The 16360-nt window shown below is 68.8% G+C and carries 13 protein-coding genes and 1 tRNA gene; 7 read left to right on the top strand and 7 right to left on the bottom strand.

Translation table 11 applies throughout. The features are described from left to right. The first annotated feature begins 395 nt into the window (after positions 1-395). Positions 396-2411, top strand: a complete 2016-nt coding sequence (locus A5728_RS08375) for an acetoacetate--CoA ligase (RefSeq protein ID WP_064846608.1) — start codon at positions 396-398, stop codon at positions 2409-2411. A gap of 59 nt (positions 2412-2470) precedes the next feature. Here A5728_RS08375 and A5728_RS08380 read toward each other — a convergent pair whose 3' ends face one another. The 3 genes from A5728_RS08380 to A5728_RS08390 are packed head-to-tail and all read right to left on the bottom strand — an operon-like array spanning position 2471 to position 5826. Then, a complete protein-coding gene (locus A5728_RS08380) occupies positions 2471-4147 on the bottom strand; it encodes an FAD-binding oxidoreductase (RefSeq protein WP_064846609.1) in 1677 nt (558 codons plus the stop codon). Positions 4148-4175: 28 nt separating this feature from the next. Continuing rightward, positions 4176-5039, bottom strand: a complete 864-nt coding sequence (locus A5728_RS08385) for a 1-acyl-sn-glycerol-3-phosphate acyltransferase (RefSeq protein WP_231885580.1) — start codon at positions 5037-5039, stop codon at positions 4176-4178. A gap of 4 nt (positions 5040-5043) precedes the next feature. Then, on the bottom strand, positions 5044-5826 hold the full coding sequence (locus A5728_RS08390; RefSeq protein ID WP_064846610.1) for an SDR family oxidoreductase: 783 nt from the start codon (positions 5824-5826) through the stop codon (positions 5044-5046). Positions 5827-5923: 97 nt separating this feature from the next. Here A5728_RS08390 and A5728_RS08395 point away from each other — a divergent pair, with 97 nt between their 5' ends. From A5728_RS08395 to A5728_RS08410, 4 genes are read left to right on the top strand one after another with little or no spacing between them, the layout of a single operon-like run. Beyond that, complete coding sequence (locus A5728_RS08395; RefSeq protein WP_064846611.1) at positions 5924-6907, top strand: hypothetical protein; 984 nt, start codon at positions 5924-5926, stop codon at positions 6905-6907. Beyond that, complete coding sequence (locus A5728_RS08400; RefSeq protein ID WP_064846612.1) at positions 6904-9162, top strand: HAD-IB family hydrolase; 2259 nt, start codon at positions 6904-6906, stop codon at positions 9160-9162. The genes A5728_RS08395 and A5728_RS08400 overlap by 4 nt, the downstream gene beginning before the upstream one ends. Before the next feature lie 3 nt (positions 9163-9165). After that, on the top strand, positions 9166-9981 hold the full coding sequence (locus tag A5728_RS08405) for a hypothetical protein (protein WP_064846613.1): 816 nt from the start codon (positions 9166-9168) through the stop codon (positions 9979-9981). 2 nt (positions 9982-9983) lie between these two features. After that, positions 9984-10604 (top strand): TetR/AcrR family transcriptional regulator, encoded by a 621-nt coding sequence (locus A5728_RS08410; protein WP_064846614.1) that lies wholly within the window; start codon positions 9984-9986, stop codon positions 10602-10604. Here A5728_RS08410 and A5728_RS08415 read toward each other — a convergent pair. The 3 genes from A5728_RS08415 to A5728_RS08425 are packed head-to-tail and all read right to left on the bottom strand — an operon-like array spanning position 10601 to position 14217. Further along, the gene (locus A5728_RS08415) at positions 10601-11881 is read right to left on the bottom strand and encodes a DUF4032 domain-containing protein (RefSeq protein ID WP_064846615.1); all 1281 of its coding nucleotides are present in this window, start codon (positions 11879-11881) and stop codon (positions 10601-10603) included. The genes A5728_RS08410 and A5728_RS08415 overlap by 4 nt on opposite strands. A gap of 1 nt (position 11882) precedes the next feature. Further along, positions 11883-12680, bottom strand: a complete 798-nt coding sequence (otsB, locus tag A5728_RS08420) for a trehalose-phosphatase (RefSeq protein ID WP_064846616.1) — start codon at positions 12678-12680, stop codon at positions 11883-11885. After that, complete coding sequence (locus A5728_RS08425) at positions 12673-14217, bottom strand: trehalose-6-phosphate synthase (RefSeq protein ID WP_064846620.1); 1545 nt, start codon at positions 14215-14217, stop codon at positions 12673-12675. The genes otsB and A5728_RS08425 overlap by 8 nt, the downstream gene beginning before the upstream one ends. A gap of 247 nt (positions 14218-14464) precedes the next feature. Here A5728_RS08425 and A5728_RS08430 point away from each other — a divergent pair, with 247 nt between their 5' ends. Next, a complete protein-coding gene (locus A5728_RS08430; RefSeq protein ID WP_064846617.1) occupies positions 14465-15340 on the top strand; it encodes a thioredoxin domain-containing protein in 876 nt (291 codons plus the stop codon). A 98-nt stretch (positions 15341-15438) separates the two neighbouring features. Here A5728_RS08430 and A5728_RS08435 read toward each other — a convergent pair. After that, positions 15439-15512: transfer RNA gene (locus A5728_RS08435), tRNA-Thr, on the bottom strand. 173 nt (positions 15513-15685) lie between these two features. Between A5728_RS08435 and A5728_RS08440 the strand changes: the two genes are divergently transcribed. Then, positions 15686-16171 carry a ferritin gene (locus A5728_RS08440; RefSeq protein WP_179861319.1) on the top strand — a complete coding sequence of 162 codons (486 nt, stop codon included), beginning with the start codon at positions 15686-15688 and terminating at the stop codon, positions 16169-16171. The last annotated feature ends 189 nt before the right edge of the window (positions 16172-16360 follow it).

The following is a 16360-nucleotide window of genomic DNA, read 5'->3' on the forward strand; positions in this document are numbered from 1 at the left end:
ACCCACTTTCGTGGCTGTGGGGGGGGGGGTGTTTTTTTAAAATCACCCTTATAAAACCCCCCGCGTTAATAAAAATAAAAAAAACATGGGGCCGCGCCCCCCCCCTTTGGGGGGGGGGCCTCCCACCATTTAACACACCCATTCCAGAGCACCGGCGCGAACACCAAGCCCACCCACGAACACGAAGCCCACTCGCGAGCACCGATGCACGCACGATCACCAGCACACGCCCCCAGCCCGGGGGCTTTTTCCATGTGTCCCATGGGGAGCCTCTCTGAGTCCTTACTCCTTCCGTTCCGGGAATGGGCATTCAACGAAGGATTCCCGTTGTCGCCACATCGCATCCCGGTGACGCCTTGCGTGACGCCGCTCACCGCGGATGCAACGATGGGGCCATGAACACTTCATCGAATGACGGCCTGAGAACGCCACTGTGGACCCCCTCGGAGGACTCCATTCGTGGCTCGCGGATGTTCGACTTCGCCCGGTGGGCAGAACGCCGGCACGGGATCGAGCTCCCGGACTATCCCTCACTGCACGCGTGGTCGGTGGAGCAGATGAACGAGTTCTGGCAGGGCGTCTGGGACTACTTCGACGTCGTGGCTTCCCGGCCGGGGGAACAGGCACTGAGTACCTCCGAGAGCTCGGAGGCGCATACGGGGATGCCCGGCGCTCAGTGGTTCCCCGGTGCACGCCTCAACTACGCTGAGAACTCGCTACGGGCGGCCCGCACCCGGCCGGACGACGTCGCCATCATCGGGGAGCACGAATCACGTGCACCGGACACCTGGACCTGGGGTGAGTTGGAAGCCCGAGTGGCCTCCGTGGCGCAACAATTGCGTGATCTCGGGATCGTCCCGGGGGACCGGGTGGCCGCTGTACTTCCCAACCTTCCGGAAACTGCGATCGCCATGCTGGCCACCGCGTCCGTGGGTGCCGTGTGGTCGGTGGTGAATACCGACTTCGGGCCGTCCGGGGTCGCGGACCGCTTCGCGCAGATCGAACCGCGGGTGCTGTTCGTGGTGGACGGCTACGAGTTCGGCGGGTCGCTGCGGGATATGACCGGGAGCTACGCCGGTTTGCTCGAGGTCCTGCCCACTGTGGAGCAACTGGTCGTGGTTGACCAACAACCGCGGGACAAGGTGGGCGCCCTGCCGGAGGGGTCGCTGCGCTTTTCCGAGATCAGCGGGCGCGACGTGACGCCGCGGTATGAGCAGCTTCCTTTCGACCATCCCCTGTGGATCCTCTACTCCTCGGGAACCACGGGTAAACCGAAGGGGATTGTGCATTCCCACGGCGGGGTGGTCCTGGAGTTCCTGAAGGCCTTGGGGCTGCACGCCAGTCTCGGACCGGAGGACATCGCGTACTACGCCGTGGCCACCACGTGGATGGTCTGGAACATGCTCGTGGGCATCCTGCTCACCGGCTCCCGCATCATCACCTACGACGGTTCACCCGTGTACGGGGGACCGGAGAAGTCCCTCGAGCTGGCGGCGCGCAACGGGGCCACGTTCTTCGGGACGGGAGCGGGCGTACTGGCCATGATGCAGCGCGCCGGCGTGGTCCCCAATGTGAGCATGGACCTCTCCGCGCTGAAATCGATCCTCGTGACCGGCTCACCGCTGCCCGATGCCACGTGGGACTGGGTGTACGAATCCGTGTCCGACACGGTGCGTCTCGGATCCGATTCGGGCGGCACGGACGTCACGAGCGCGTTCATCGGCACGAACCCATATCAACCCATGTACAAGGGCGAGCTCATGGGCCCGTACCTGGGAGTGGACGCCCAGTCGTGGGACCGCGAGGGACGGCGGGTGTACGACCAGGTGGGGGAACTCGTGATCACTCGACCCATGCCGAGCATGCCCGTGTTCTTCTGGGACGATCCGGACGGCTCCCGGTATCACGCGGCCTACTTCGACATGTTCCCCGGCGTGTGGCGGCAAGGGGACTGGGTCACCCAGCTTTCGGAGGGCCCGTTCGTGGTGCACGGGCGATCCGACGCCACGATCAACCGCGGGGGGATCCGGATGGGCTCGGCCGATCTGACCCATGTGGTGGACCAGGTGGACGGCGTGGCGGCGTCCATGGTGATCGGGGCGGAGCTCGCGGACGGGGACTACTACATGCCCCTGTTCGTGGTACCGCAACCGGGCACGCGGCTCACGCAGGAGCTTGAGGAACGCATCGTGCGGGCCATCCGCGAGAAGATCTCCCCGCGGTACGTCCCGGACGAGATCATCGAGGCCCCGGCCGTTCCCCGCACCCGTACGGGCAAGCTGCTGGAGATCCCCGTCAAAAGGCTCTTCCAGGGCGCGGACCCGAGCAGCGTCAACCGCGCGACCGCGGAGGACGCCGAGGTCCTGGACTGGTACGCCGAAGCGGCCCGAAAGTACACCTCGGGAGCCTGACGGCGCAGGCCCCGTCCCCGGTGAACCGGGAGCGGGGCCTGCGGCATGGGTGGGTCGGATCAGGACACGATCTTGCCCGGGTTGAAGTTCGTTCCCGGATCCGCCGCGTGGAACAGCCCCTTCATGAGGGCCACACCCTCGGGGGAGACGTCCTGCTCCATCCACGGCTGGTGCTCCACGCCCACGCCGTGGTGGTGGGACAGGGTGGCACCCGAGTCCACGAAGGACTGCTGGATCGCGGACTTGACGATCTCGTACTCCTCGTACGGTTTCTCGTCGTCGAACACGTAGGCGAACGTGAAGTACAGGCACGCCCCCGAGTGGTACGAGTGCGACATGTGGGACATGATCCAGCCGGTCTTGCCGATCCGCTCGTAGGCGCGCTGAGCGGCGTCGTACGCGGCCTTGTGGACCGTGGTCAGGCGCGACCACGGCGCGGCGGTTTCGGAGACGTCCCCCACCGTGTTCTGCTCGAGCAGGAAGTCGCGCAGGTGCGGGGTGTCGAACTTCTTCTGGTCGTAGAGCGCGCCCGGCCCCGACCCCAGGACGACGGCGCCCTGGGCCTTGGCGATCTTCGCGACGGCCTTCTTGCGCTCAGCGACGTCCTTGGGGGTGCCCTCGAAGCACACGTACGAAATGCACATGGCGTCCGTGTCCCACCCGCGCTTGCGCATCACGGCCCACAGGGCGTCCTGACCCTTGGCGGCGAGCTTGCCCTTGACGGAGGTCGCGGCCTTCTGCGTGGCCAAGGAGAACGCGGTCTCGTGGGCGTCCGACACGCGGGCGAACGTGAGGGGGATCTCCGCCTCGGTATACTGGCGCACCGCGGTCAGGGCCTGTTGCCACGTGGGGAACATGTAGGCGATGACCTCGTGCTCCTGGGGCAACCGGTGCACCTGGACGGTGAGCTCGGTGATGATCCCGAGCCGGCCTTCAGAGCCGATGATCATCTCGCGCAGGCTGGGCCCGGTGGAGGTCGAGGGCAGGGAGCGCAGCACGACCGTGCCGGACGGGCGGACCATGCGCAGGCCGCGTACGATGTCCGCGATGTCCCCGTACTTGTCCGACTGCATGCCGGAGGAGCGGGTGGCTGCCCAGCCGCCGAGCGTAGAGTGGGCGAACGAGTCCGGGAAGTGGCCCAGGGTCCACCCGCGGGCGTTGAGCTGTTCCTCCATGTCCGGGCCCAGCACGCCGGCCTGGATGGTCGCGAGCCCGGAGGTCTCGTCGATCTCGAGCACCTTGTTCAACCGGCCCATGTCCACGGACACGATGCAGCGGGTCTCGTCCGCCTCGGCCTGGAGGCTGCGCGAGATGCTCGAGCCACCCCCGAAGGGGATCACCACGAGGTCGTGCTCCACGGCGGCGGTGAGGATCGCGGTGACCTCGTCCTCGGAGCCGGGGTAGACCACCGCGTCCGGGACGCGCGCGAAATCATTGCGCAGTGTCTGCATCAGTTCCAGGACGGACTTGCCGGCCCAGTGCACGATGCGCAGTTCGTCGTCCACGGACACGTGCTCCGCGCCGCTGATCCCGCGCAGGACGGTCAGCACGTCCTCGGACGCGGTGGACGCCGGGACCCGCGCCGTGGCGAAGTCCACGGTGTCCCGTTCGCGCGGCCGCAGGGACACCCCGATCGCGTTCTTGACGAACGGCGCGAAGGCCGGCTTGTTCTGGTAGTCGAAGAACACGCCTTCCTCGCCCCAGCCCCACCACTTCTGATGCTTCACGTGTGCCACTGAGGGACAACCTCTTTCCTGGGTCCGACTAGTCCTGGATTCTGTGCCGGTTCGCAGCGTACAGCGCACGCACCGCGGCCTCGATGCGCTCGTTGAAGCTGTAGGCGTTCTCGTTGCCCCGCGCTCGCAGGGGTGCACCCACGGCCACGACCACCGGCGGGCGGCCTCGGCGGGGCCAGCTCGTACCGCGCGGCATGGCCTCGTGCGCCCCGATCAGGGCCACGGGCACGACCGGCACCTGCATCGCCAGCGCCAATGACGCCGCTCCCACCTTGAACGGGGCCATCTTCCCGGTCTTCGAGCGGGTCCCCTCCGGGAAGATCAGCAGCGGGACACCCGCGGCCAGCAGCTTCTTGGACAGGCCCTTGTTCGCGCCCTCACCGCGACGATCCACGGGGAACGCGTTGAAGATCAGCTGCGTGAACAGTTTCTTGTGCCACGCGGTGAAGAAGTAGTCCGCGGCCACCCCGGTCGCGAGATCGCGGGAGATGTAGTGCGGCACGCCGCTCATCACGAGCGGGGCGTCCAGATGGCTCGAGTGGTTCGCGACGACCACGCACGTGCCCTTGACCCCGTAGGCCGCGGGATCCACCACGTTGGTGCGGGTGATCGTGCGGTTGACGATCCCCCGGAAGAAGACGGTCTGGGTGATCCGGCGCAGTATCCGGCGCACGGGCTGGGTGTAGTGGGTCGCCGTGAGATCCGCCGACTCCGCCGGGGGAGCGGGCGGATCGGGTTCCTGCCGACCGGTGTGGCCCTCGAGGGAGTCCAACACGCGAGGGTGGGGCTCCGGGGTCGACCGAGGCGTGGAGCCGGGGCGCTGGCGGGACGCGGCGCGCGGACGCCGGGCGGGAGTGCCGTCGTGCTGCGGGGAGGAATCCTGGGGTGCCATGGGATCAGGCCTGGAGCTCGCGGCGTCGGACGCTCGAGATCTGACGGGAGATCCACCGGACGGTGGGGCGCGGGAGGTGGCGCAGCGCGGTGACCATGACCTTGTAGCGCAGTGTGGGCACCGAGATCACCTTGCCGCGGGCCACGTCCGCGAGGGCCTCCTCCACGAGCCGGTCCGCGTCGAGCCACATAAAGTCGGGGATCGAGGAGCCGGTGATGCCCGCGCGGCTGTGGAACTCGGTGCGGACCCACCCGGGCAGCAGGGCGGTCACGTGGACCCCCGTGCCGTGCAGCTCCACGGCGAGCGACTCGGTCATGGCGGTCGCATAGGCCTTGATCGCGGAGTAGTCGCCCATGGTCACGCAGCCCGAGGTGGAGGTGACGTTGACGATCCACCCCGAGTGGCGGGCGGTCATGGCACGGGCCGCGGCCCCCGAGAGTCGCGCGACGGCCGCGCACATGACCTGGAAACCGGCCTCGTGCTGGGAGAAGTCCTGGGCGGTGTAGGGCACCTTGACCGAGAAGCCCGCGTTGTTCACGAGCATGTCCACGGGACGATCGGGGTCCTCGAGCCGCTCGGCCACGTGCAGCAGGTCCTCGGTCTCGGCCAGATCGGCGGTCAGTGTCTCCACGTGGATCCCGTGTGCGGCGCCGAGCTCCCGGGCGGTGCTCTCGAGCCGTTGCGTGTCCCTGGCCACCAGGACCAGGTTGAAGCCTCTGCGGGCGAGGGAACGTGCGAACGCGGCACCGATGCCTGACGTCCCACCGGTCACGAGAGCGGTAAGCATGCCACTAAGATACACTACGGTAGGCGTAGCGCAGCGTCCCCCGGCCCCGCGTGAGCGCCCCTCGGCGAGCCATGACGGAGTATCGAAGGAGCGTCCCGTGAGCCAGCAGTCCTACCTCGCCCGGCATCGCCAGGGTCGGCTCTACGGGCCCGTGGAACAGCCGATCGTGCTGCGCTCGGGCTTCGACGTCAAGGACTTCACGTACCGCGCGCAGGGCAGCCTCCGACCCCAGCTGGACCTCGCCGCCTTCGACCGCGCACCCCTGGACCCGGCCGTGCTCGAGGACCTGCGCTACCTGCGGGACATGGAACGCTCCACCATGGGCCAGGTGCGTTCCGTGGTGGTCAGCTACACCAACAAGGAGTCGCGGGTCGCCGCGTTCCTGACCACGTGGGCGTACGAGCGGCACTGGATCGCGGACGCCTATCAAGCCGTCCTGGACGCCCACGGACCGCACGCCGGGGCTCCCCAGCCGCCCGAGCACTCGTGGGTCGAGCGGGTCGAGACCGCCCTGGACAACCTCTCGCCCATGGTGGACTCCGTGTGGACCAACTTCTCCGGGGAGGCCGTGGTCGCGGGACAGACCGCGCGCGGCTGGTCCCAGGAAGCGAGCACCCGCGCGGTCCTGCGGATGCTCGTACGCCGCGCCGGGCACCCGGAACTGTCCTCGCTGCTGCGGCGCGTGGCCGAGGTGAAGGCCACCCACGAACGCTTCTTCGCCGAGGAGACCACCGCGCGGGTCCGTACCGACCCGCGCGCCCAGCGCTTCGCCCGCGCCTACCTGACCTTCGCATTCCACCCGCTGCGGCCCGTGGGCCTGTCCCACGCCCACGCGCGCCGGTTCCTGCGGGACCTGGCGCCCACGGTCGCGCAGCGACGCGAACTGTTCGCGCTCGCGGACGAGCCCTTGCAGGCCACGCCGGGCACCGCGGGCAGCGAACCCCTGCGCCGGGCCGTGGAACGCGAGTGGCGACTGAGTCGATACGCTCCCCACCAGACCCTTCCACCCGCGTCGCGGTCGGCGCGGGTGGCCACCGCGCCCACGGCGCACCCGTTCCCAAGCACCGGAGGATCCCGTTGACCCAGACCACCACGACTCGCGTCCTGCTCACGGGGGCCACGGGCTTCCTGGGCCAGGCCGTCCTCGAGCGCCTGCTCTCCGGCTCGGACGACATCCACGTGACGGCGGTGGTCCGACCCAAGGGCACGCAGTCCGGTGAGGCGCGCCTGAAGCAGCTGTTGCGCAAGCCGTCCTTCAAGACCTGGCGGGACGCCGTGGGCCCGGAACGCGCTCAGGAGATCTTCGACGCCCGCACGAGCGTGCTCGAGGGCGACCTCACGGGGCTGCGGGAGATCGCGGAACCCTTCGACGTGGTGGTGCACTCCGCGTCCACGGTCTCGTTCGACCCGCCCATCGACGAGGCGTTCCGCACGAACGTGGGTGGCGCCGTGGGGCTCTACGACGCGCTGCGCAGCACAGGTCAGGACCCCCACGTGATCCACGTGTCCACGTGCTACGTGGGCGGGATCGCCAAGGGGTTGCGCCCGGAGGCCTCGGTGGATCACGACGTGGACTGGCAGGTGGAGTACGACGCCGCCGTCCGCGCCGCGGACACCGCCCAGGTGGAGTCCCGCTCACCCGAGCGTCTCGAGTCCTTCATCCGGCGCGCCACGAGCACGCGCGGCAAGGAGGGGCCCAAGTCCGTGGCCCGCGCCGCCGAGGAAGCACGCCTGGAGTGGGTGCGCTCCCGGCTCGTGGACCACGGCCGCACGCGCGCGCAGTCCCTGGGGTGGACGGACATCTACACGTTCACCAAGGCCCTGGGCGAGCGCGTGGCGGAGCAGAAGTGGGCCGGGGCCGGGCACCGGTTGTCGATCGTGCGCCCGTCCATCATCGAGTCCGCCCTGCGTCACCCCTTCCCGGGGTGGATCGACGGCTACAAGGTCGCGGACCCGCTCATCATGGCGTACGCGAAGGGCGCGCTGCCCGAGTTCCCGGGCCTGCCGGACTCGGTGCTGGACGTGATCCCTGTGGACTTCGTGGTCAACGCGATCGTGGCCCTCGTGAGGGAGGGGCACCGGGAAGCCAATGGGGCACCCACGCTGCGGGACGCCCAGGATCCGGCAGCGCGGTACTACCAGGTGTGCTCGGGGGCCTCGAACCCCCTGCCGTTCCACCAGATGTATGAGAGCGTGCGCTCGTACTTCCGCGAGCGCCCGCTCGAGGACTCCCATGGCAATCCCATCGCGGTGCCCGAGTGGAAGTTCCCCGCGAACAACTCGATGGAACGCGGGCTCGCGGTCAAGGAGAAACTGGCCGCCGCGGGGAGCCGATTGAGCTCGGTGCTGCCGGCCACGGCGCGCACACGCGAGTGGACCAATTCCCTGCACCGGATGCAGACCGGGCTGGGCTCGCTGCGCACCTACGTGGACCTGTACCAGAACTACACGCGCACGGAGATGATCTTCGACGACACCCACACGCGGCAACTGGACCGCTCCCTGCCGCAGGGCACGCCCGAGGACCAGCACTTCGACGTGCGGGCCATCGACTGGCGGGACTACTGGCAGAGAGTGCACCTGCCCGCACTGACCGAGATGACCCGTGCGTACACCCGGGCCAAGGCGGCGTCGCGCAAGCGGGCCGTGCGCAGTCGGGGACTGAACGAGGGCACGGACGTCGTGGCCGTGTTCGACCTCGAGGGCACCGTGGCCTCGGGCAACATCATCACCCAGTACGCGCAACTGCGCCGCCGGGAGCTGAGCCCGCTGCAGTGGCCCGCGGAACTCACCGAACTGTTCGGCAACGCCCCCACCTACATCAAGGCGGAACGGCGCGATCGGGGCGAGTTCATCCGGGCGTTCCTGCGCCGCTACGCGGGCGTGCCCGTGGCGCGGGTCGAGGAACTGATGAACGGGTCGCTCGGCCGGGTCGTGGAGAACAGCATCCGCCCGGGAGCACTCGAACGGATTGAGGAACACCGGCGTGCGGGGCACCGCACGGTGCTCGTGACCGGGTCCCTGGACCTGCTCGTGAGCCCCATCGCTGAACTGTTCGACGACGTCGTGGCCGGGCGGATGGACCAGGTGGACGGCGTGCTGACCGGGTACCTGGCGGCCCCGCCGCTCGTGGATGAGGCCCGGGCGCAGTGGCTCAAGCGCTACGCGCAGGACCACGGCCTGGACCTGAGCCGCTCGTACGGGTACGGGGACTCCGTGGCGGACGTGAGCTGGTTGTCCCTCGTGGGCCACCCGTACGCGGTGAACCCCGACCTGCCCCTGTACCGGCGTGCCAAGAAGGCCCATTGGCCCGTGGAGGACTGGAGGAAGGTCTGAGTCATGGCGTTCAACATCGACAAGTTCGCGGAGACCTCGGCGCGGGTCAAGTGGTCGGACCTGGACATGGACGAGTTCCTGACCAACCCGCTGTCCGAGGACTCTCTGCGCTGCCTGCGCTACATGTGCGACGTCGAATACCACACCGTGTGCTACATGCGGGACATGCTCGTCACGCCGTCCCACCAGGACCAGGACGTCTCCACCTTCATGACCATGTGGAACCGCGAGGAGTACTGGCACGGTGAGGCACTCGCGGAGGTGCTCGGGATGCACGGGATCGTGGTGGACTACGACGAGATCAAGGCCAAGCGCATGAAGCTCGGCTGGTCCGAGTCGCTCAAGCCTCTCAAGCAGTCGCTGCTGTCCAACATGGTGGGCGTGGACTTCATCGCCACGCACATGGCGTGGGGTGCGGCCAACGAGTGGTCCGCCGTGGCGGCCTACCGGCGCATGGCGTCCCTCGAGAAGCACCCGGTGCTCGCGGTGCTGCTGCAGCGGATCGCCCACCAGGAGTCCCGCCACGTGGCCTTCTACGCGACCCAGGCACGACGCCGCCTGGAAGCGTCCCGCAAGGCCCAGCGCCTCACGCGCTTCGCCCTGCGCAAGTTCTGGGCCCCCGTGGGCTCCGGGGTCATGGACGACCGCGAGGTGGGCCACGTGATGCGCCACCTCTTCGGTGGCGGGGGCGGGGCCCACGAGATCGACCGGTTGGACGCAAACATCGCCAGACTGCCCGGCATGGCGGGACTGCAGATCTTCCGCAGGGCCACGGCGCCGGCCCGCGAGGCGCCCGTCCGGGACACCGTCCCCGCCTGATCATGAACGCGCACCCCGCTGGTTCGCGATCCGCGTCCGCGCCCGAACGCGCCGACGCCGCTTCCGTGGACCCCCGCACAGCCCGCACCGATCGCAAGATCGTGGCGGGGGCGTTGCGCCTGCTCCGGGAGGGCGGGCCCCGGCGGGTCACGATCGAGGCGGTGTCCGCCCGCACCGGCGTGGCCAAGACCTCGATCTACCGTCGCTACGCCAACAGCACGCAACTGTTGGAGGCCGCGCTCGAGCACACGGTCACCGCGACCGCACCGCTGGCGCCGGACGCCACGTGGGAGCAGGCGCTCACCGCGGCCGTGGACATTCTCCTGCGGGACATGGGACTCGGCGTGGCCATCACCCTGCTGCAGGAACCACATTCGGCCACTGCGCAGGTGCTGCGGGCCACCGTGGTGCGCCCACGCTTGGATGCGCTGCGCAAACTGTTGCAACGGGACAAGGACCGGGGACTGATCCGGGACACCGTGGACCTGGACATGGTCGTGGATTTCATCCTGGGGGCGGCGTACGCGCACGTGGCGCGCTACGGCTCGCTGGACGAGAACTGGACCGCGCGGGTGCACCGCGCCGTCACGGACCTGATCACCACGCGACCCGCGGCGGACTAGAACACGTCCTTCTCGTCCGGGCGTTCGGTCAGGTAGGACTGCACGTAGTCCTGGACGGCGTCCTGCGTGGGGACGTCCTTGCCGGCCTTCTCCGACATGAACCAGCGGTGCTCGAGCACCTCGTGGATCATCTGCGCCGGTTCCCGTTTGCGCCGCAACCCGGCGGGAACGGCCGCCATGATGGGCACGAAGATCTCGCGCATCCACAACTGGGCGGTGAGGTCCTCGGGCAGACCGGGGTAGAGAGCGTGCCCGAACTGGTCGATGTCCGTGAGGATGCGCCGGGCCTGGTTCTCCTGAGTGTTCAACCCCGTGAGGTGCAACAACCTGCGCGCGTGGTGGCCCGGTTCCACGACCCGCGGGCGCAGGTGGACCTGACCAGACTCGTCCGCGTCCATGGAGGCCTCCTCCACGTCGAAGCCCAGGTCGTTGAGCCGTTGCACGCGCGCCTGGACCCGCCACCGGTCACCCACGGGGAAGATCTCGGTCGCGGTCAGCTCGTCCCACAGCCCGGTGTAGGTGTCCACGAGCCGTTCCGAGACCGCGAACGGGTCCACCGAGGCCGGATCCACCCCGGCCTGGGCCAGGCGCTGCTGCATGTGCTCCCCGGCCAGCAGGTCCATGACCTCACCGGCCACGTTGGTCCTGGCGAGCTCGATGTCGTACTCGCGCTGACCCCGCGTGAGCTGCGGGTGCAGTTCGCCGGTCTCGGCGTCCACGAGGTAGGCGGCGAACTCCCCGGCGTCGCGTCGGAACAGCGTGTTGGACAGGGACACGTCCCCCCAGTAGAAACCGGACAGGTGCAGTTGCACGATCAGGGACGCGAGGGCGTCCACCAACCGGTCGATGGTCCCCGGTGAGGGGACCTGCTCGAAGATCGTGCGGTAGGGCAACGAGAAACTCAGGTGTTCCGTGACGAGCGCGGCGGGCAGCAACTCGCCGTCGGGGGAGTAGCGGTCCGTGACCACCGAGTCCGGGACCACGGAGGGCGTGGTCATGCGTTGGAGCTTGCGCAGCAGCCCGTACTCGCGCCGGGCATAGTACTGAGTGGTCTCCTTGACCGCCACGACCTTCTCCCCGACCCGCGCGAAGCGCACCACGTGGCGAGAGATCCCGCGCGGGTACGCCGCGAGCACCTGCTCGGGCCAGTCCTCGAGGGGCGTGTCCCACGGCAGTTCCAGCAGGCCCGGCTCCGGGAAGGCCGTGTTGATGGAGACACCGCGGTGAGTGGGCGGGGGGCTCGGCGCCGCGGGCTCGGAGGACGGGGAGGCGGTCATGTCAGTTCATGCTAGTCACCGCACGGGCCCGCTGCCGGGCGAATTCCGTGAGCAGCCGGGTCAGTTCGTCCGGATCCGCCACGCGCCACGGGGCCGCGGAGTCCTTGGTGCCCACCTTGATCCCCACGTCGTGGGGTCCCAGGATCGCCATGGCGTCCTCGTCGGTGTCGTCGTCACCGGCGAAGACCGTGACCTGCGGGTGCACGGCTCCGCGGATGGCCGTGAGACCGTCCCCCTTGGTCGCGCTGAGCACCGAGCACTCGATGACCTGCTGACCCGGGGTCAATCGCAGGCCGGGCATCGCGGCATAGGCCTCGGTCATCTCGTCCAGCGCTCGCTGGGCGGTGTCCGGGTCCTCCATGGGACGCGTGTGGAAGGCCACACCCGCGGGTTTGAGTTCCGCCCGCGAGCCCGGATAGCGCTGCACGAACCCGTACGTCGCATCGATCGCCCGGTCCAGCAATGCCAACTGGTCCTCGGTCAGTTCGATCTCGGTGTCCGCACCGAAGCCGGGCGCGGCGCCGAGGTCCAGCTCCGCGCCGTGCGAACCGGAGAGCACCATGCGGCGCCGCGGGTCCATTACGGTGCGCAGGAACTCGAGGGGCCGCCCCGAGATGATCGCGACCGTGGTGCGGGGTAGTCCGGCGAGCGCGTCGAGCGCGTCCCGCGCGGCGGGCAGCGGCCGGGAATCCGCGGGGTCCTCGGTGAACGGTGCCAGGGTGCCGTCGAAGTCCAGGGCCAGCAACATGGTGTCGGCCGTGGCCGCGGTGGCGAGGGCGTCCGCGAGCGAGTCAGTCACGATCCGCTCCGGGCGTCGTGTCGGCCGCGGCGCCGTCGTCGTGCGCGGAATCCCGCCCGGGCGCGGCGCCCTGCTCGAGCTCCGGGGCGTGCGCGGCGAGGTCGTCGAGGAAACGGTGGGACCAGTCGACGACGTCGTGCGTGAGCACCTGCCGGCGCATCGAGGACATGCGCTTGCGGGCCTCGGCGTCGGACATGTCCCGCGCGTGCAGCATGGCGGACTTGAGCCCGTCGATGTCGTGCGGGTTGACGAGCACCGCTTGCTTGAGCTGCTCGGCGGCGCCGGTGAACTCTGAGAGCACGAGTCGACCCGAGCGGTCCTGCCGGGCCGCGACGTACTCCTTGGCCACGAGGTTCATCCCGTCCCGCAGGGCCGTGACGAGCATGACGTCCGCGGCGAGGTACAGGGCCACCATCTCCTCGAACGGGTAGCCGTGGTGCAGGTAGCGGACGGCGGTGTGGGAAATGGTGTCGAACTGGCCGTTGATCCGCCCCACCATGCCCTCCACGAGTTCGCGCAGTTGCCGGTAGGAGTCCACGCGCTCGCGCGACGGGCTCGCGACCTGGACGAGCACCGAGTTCTCCACGGAGATCTCCCCGTCCTCGAGCAGCTCGCCGTAGGCCTTGATGCGATGCCGGATGCCCTTGGTGTAGTCCAGGCGGTCCACTCCCAGGAACACGGTGTCCGGGTTGCCCAGCTCCTCGCGGATCTCCCGCGCCCGGGCCTGGACCTGCGGGTCCGACGCGAGTTCCTTGATGGATTCCACGTCGATCGAGATGGGGTACGAGCCCGCGTTGACGGCCCACTCGGTGCTCTCGCCGTCCGCCGTGTCCTCGGAGAACCGGGCGCTGCCCTTGGTGAACTGCACCCCCAGGTACTTGCGCACGCAGCGCTGGAAGTTCTGGGCGTCCCCGGGGCGCTGGAAGCCGATCAGGTCCGCACCCGTGAGACCCTCCAGCACGGCCTTGCGCCACGGCAACTGGGAGTAGATCTCGGTGGGCGGGAACGGGATGTGGTTGAAGAACCCGATGGTCACGTCCGGGCGCAACCGACGCAGCATGCGCGGCACCAACTGCAACTGGTAGTCCTGGACCCACACGGTCGCACCCTGGGAGGCCGTCTCCGCGGCCCGGCGCGCGAAGCGCTCGTTGACGCGACGGTAGGCGTACCACCACGTGCGGTGGAACTCGGGCGGCGCGATGACATCGTGGTACAGCGGCCACAGCGTGGCGTTCGAGAAGCCCTCGTAGTAGCGCTTGACCTCGAGCTCGGACAGGCTCACCGACACGAGATGGAAGACGTCGTGGTCGAACGGCTCCAGCGTCTCGTCCGGGGCGCCGTGCCACCCCACCCACGCGCCGCCGCGCTGGGCCATCACGGGTGCCAGGGCGCTCACCAACCCGCCGGGGGAGCGGCGCCACGTGCTGTTGCCGTCCTCGTCCACGTCCCGGTCCACGGGAAGACGGTTGGACACCACCACGAAGTCGTAGCCGTCCTGCGGGACGGGCACCTTCTCAAGAGACTGGTCTGCGGACACGATCACTTCCTTCCCCGGGGCGGCTGTTCACCCCCATCCTAAGTGTGCGTACCACCGGCACCGGGGGAGAAGTCGCCGCCGGGGCGGGAGCACGACGCCACGCCGGTGCGGGGCGGCCGCGACGGGGCCCGAACGGCATCGTCCCCGGCAGCTGGGAACGGGCTGAATCGGGGCCCCGCCGGGCCCGGGTAATCTGGGGACGAAGACCGACACCCGTGTAGCACATCGGAAGGAAACCCGGGCCCCCATGGCTTCCAAAAACAACACCGCCGGTTCCTCGTCCTCGGACCAGGCCCGGGAGCGGGCACGCCAGATCGCAGACCGGCAGTCCCGCCGCTCCAACGGTAAACCCGTGGGGCTGATCGCCGCCGTCATCGCGCTACTCGTGATCATCGCGCTGATCATCGGGGTGGTCGTGTGGCAGAACAACAGGGCCAGGATCCCCGACGCCGGCCCCGTGCCCGCGAGCGCCAACCAGTACGGCGGCATCACGGTCACGAAGGACGGGATCGTGCAGAACAGCTCGGACGTCCAGGAACGGGACCTCTCCCAGGAGCCCGAGCCCGCTGCCACCGCGGACACATCCAAGACGCCCCCGGGGGTCGTGGACCAGGACCAGGCCGCGAGCAACGGCAAGCCCGTGCAGGTCGTGATCTTCCAGGACTTCGAGTGCGTGCACTGCGCCGACTTCGAGAAGCAGAACGCGGACGCGATCAAGCGGGCCGTGGACGCCGGTGACGTGCAGGTGGAGTACCGCAACCTCAACTTCCTGGACCGGGCCACCCGCGATCAGTACTCGTCCCGCGCCGCCAACGCGGCCTACGTGGTCGCCGAGCAGGTCGACAGCGACCAGTACATGGAGTTCGCCCAGGAGCTGTTCAGCCACCAGGGCACCGGCGGCCTGAGCAACCAGCAGATCGCGGACATCGCCAACAAGCACGGCGCGAACGTGACGGCGGGCCAGCTCGGTGAGAACACCTACCGCCCCATGGTCAACGTGATGTCCCGCGAGTCCATCAACAACGGTGTGGCCGGGACGCCCACCATCTTCATCGACGGCAAGCGCTACGAGGAAGGCAACTTCCAGGACGCACTGAAGAAGGCGGTCGACGAGAAGAAGTGACGCGGGCGGTGCCCCCGACGCGACGAGAGCCCCGGTCATCCCGACCGGGGCTCTCGTCGTCTGTCACGCGGGGACGACGGCGCCGTGCCCGGGTTCGGAGCCCCCTGCCGGATTCGAACCGGCGACCCTCTGTTTACAAGACAGATGCTCTGGCCATCTGAGCTAAGGAGGCACTGCTGCCCAGTGCGATCACGGGACCGCTCCATGGTACTGGACGACGCGCCAAGGGCGGGCACCCGGCGCGCGGGAACCGGTCGGGGCGGCGGGACCCGTCATGCGGTGGCGTGCTACCTACCCATGCCGGAGAAAAACTGCTTCGATGGGGTCATGGACATCAAGGGAAGAATGGCAGAAGCGTTCAACGACCAGATCACCATGGAGCTGCAGGCGACCGTGGTCTACCGCCAGTTGTCCATTGAGATGGACGTGGCGAGTCTGCCCGGTTTCTCGCAGTGGTTCCGCGCCCAGGCGGCCGAGGAGATCACGCACGCCGAGAAGTTCATCGACCACATCGTGGACCGCGGCGGTGATCCGCAGATCGGGGATATGGCCGGTCCGATCATCGCCGACAAATCCGTCCTGGGTTGCTTCGAGGCCGCGCTTGCGCACGAGCGCAAGGTATCCGAATCGATCCGCAACCTGTACCGGCTGGCGCAGGAAGAAGGCGACATCGATGCCATGCCCCTGCTGCACTGGTTCATCAGCGAGCAGATCGAGGAGGAGGCCACCGTGGAGGAGATCTGCGACCAGGTGCGCCTGGTCCACAACGACGGGCCCGGCCTGTTGCGCCTGGACTCCGAACTGGGTTCCCGGCCAGTCCGGGCCGACTGAGCGCACTTTGCCCGGTCCGGGCGACCCGGAAAACGCCCGAACAAGGAAGAACACGGAAGAACCGGCCCCCCGCCGGCGGGGGCGGTTCTTCCTGCATGGCGGGTACTACTCCTGGGTGCTCTCCACGTCCGCCTGCTCCTCGCGGCCAAAGGCCCACAAGAGCAGCTCGGACGGTTCACCGCGCACGAG

This window comes from Kocuria sp. ICS0012 (assembly GCF_001665945.1).
GTDB classification, from domain to species: domain Bacteria; phylum Actinomycetota; class Actinomycetes; order Actinomycetales; family Micrococcaceae; genus Kocuria; species Kocuria marina.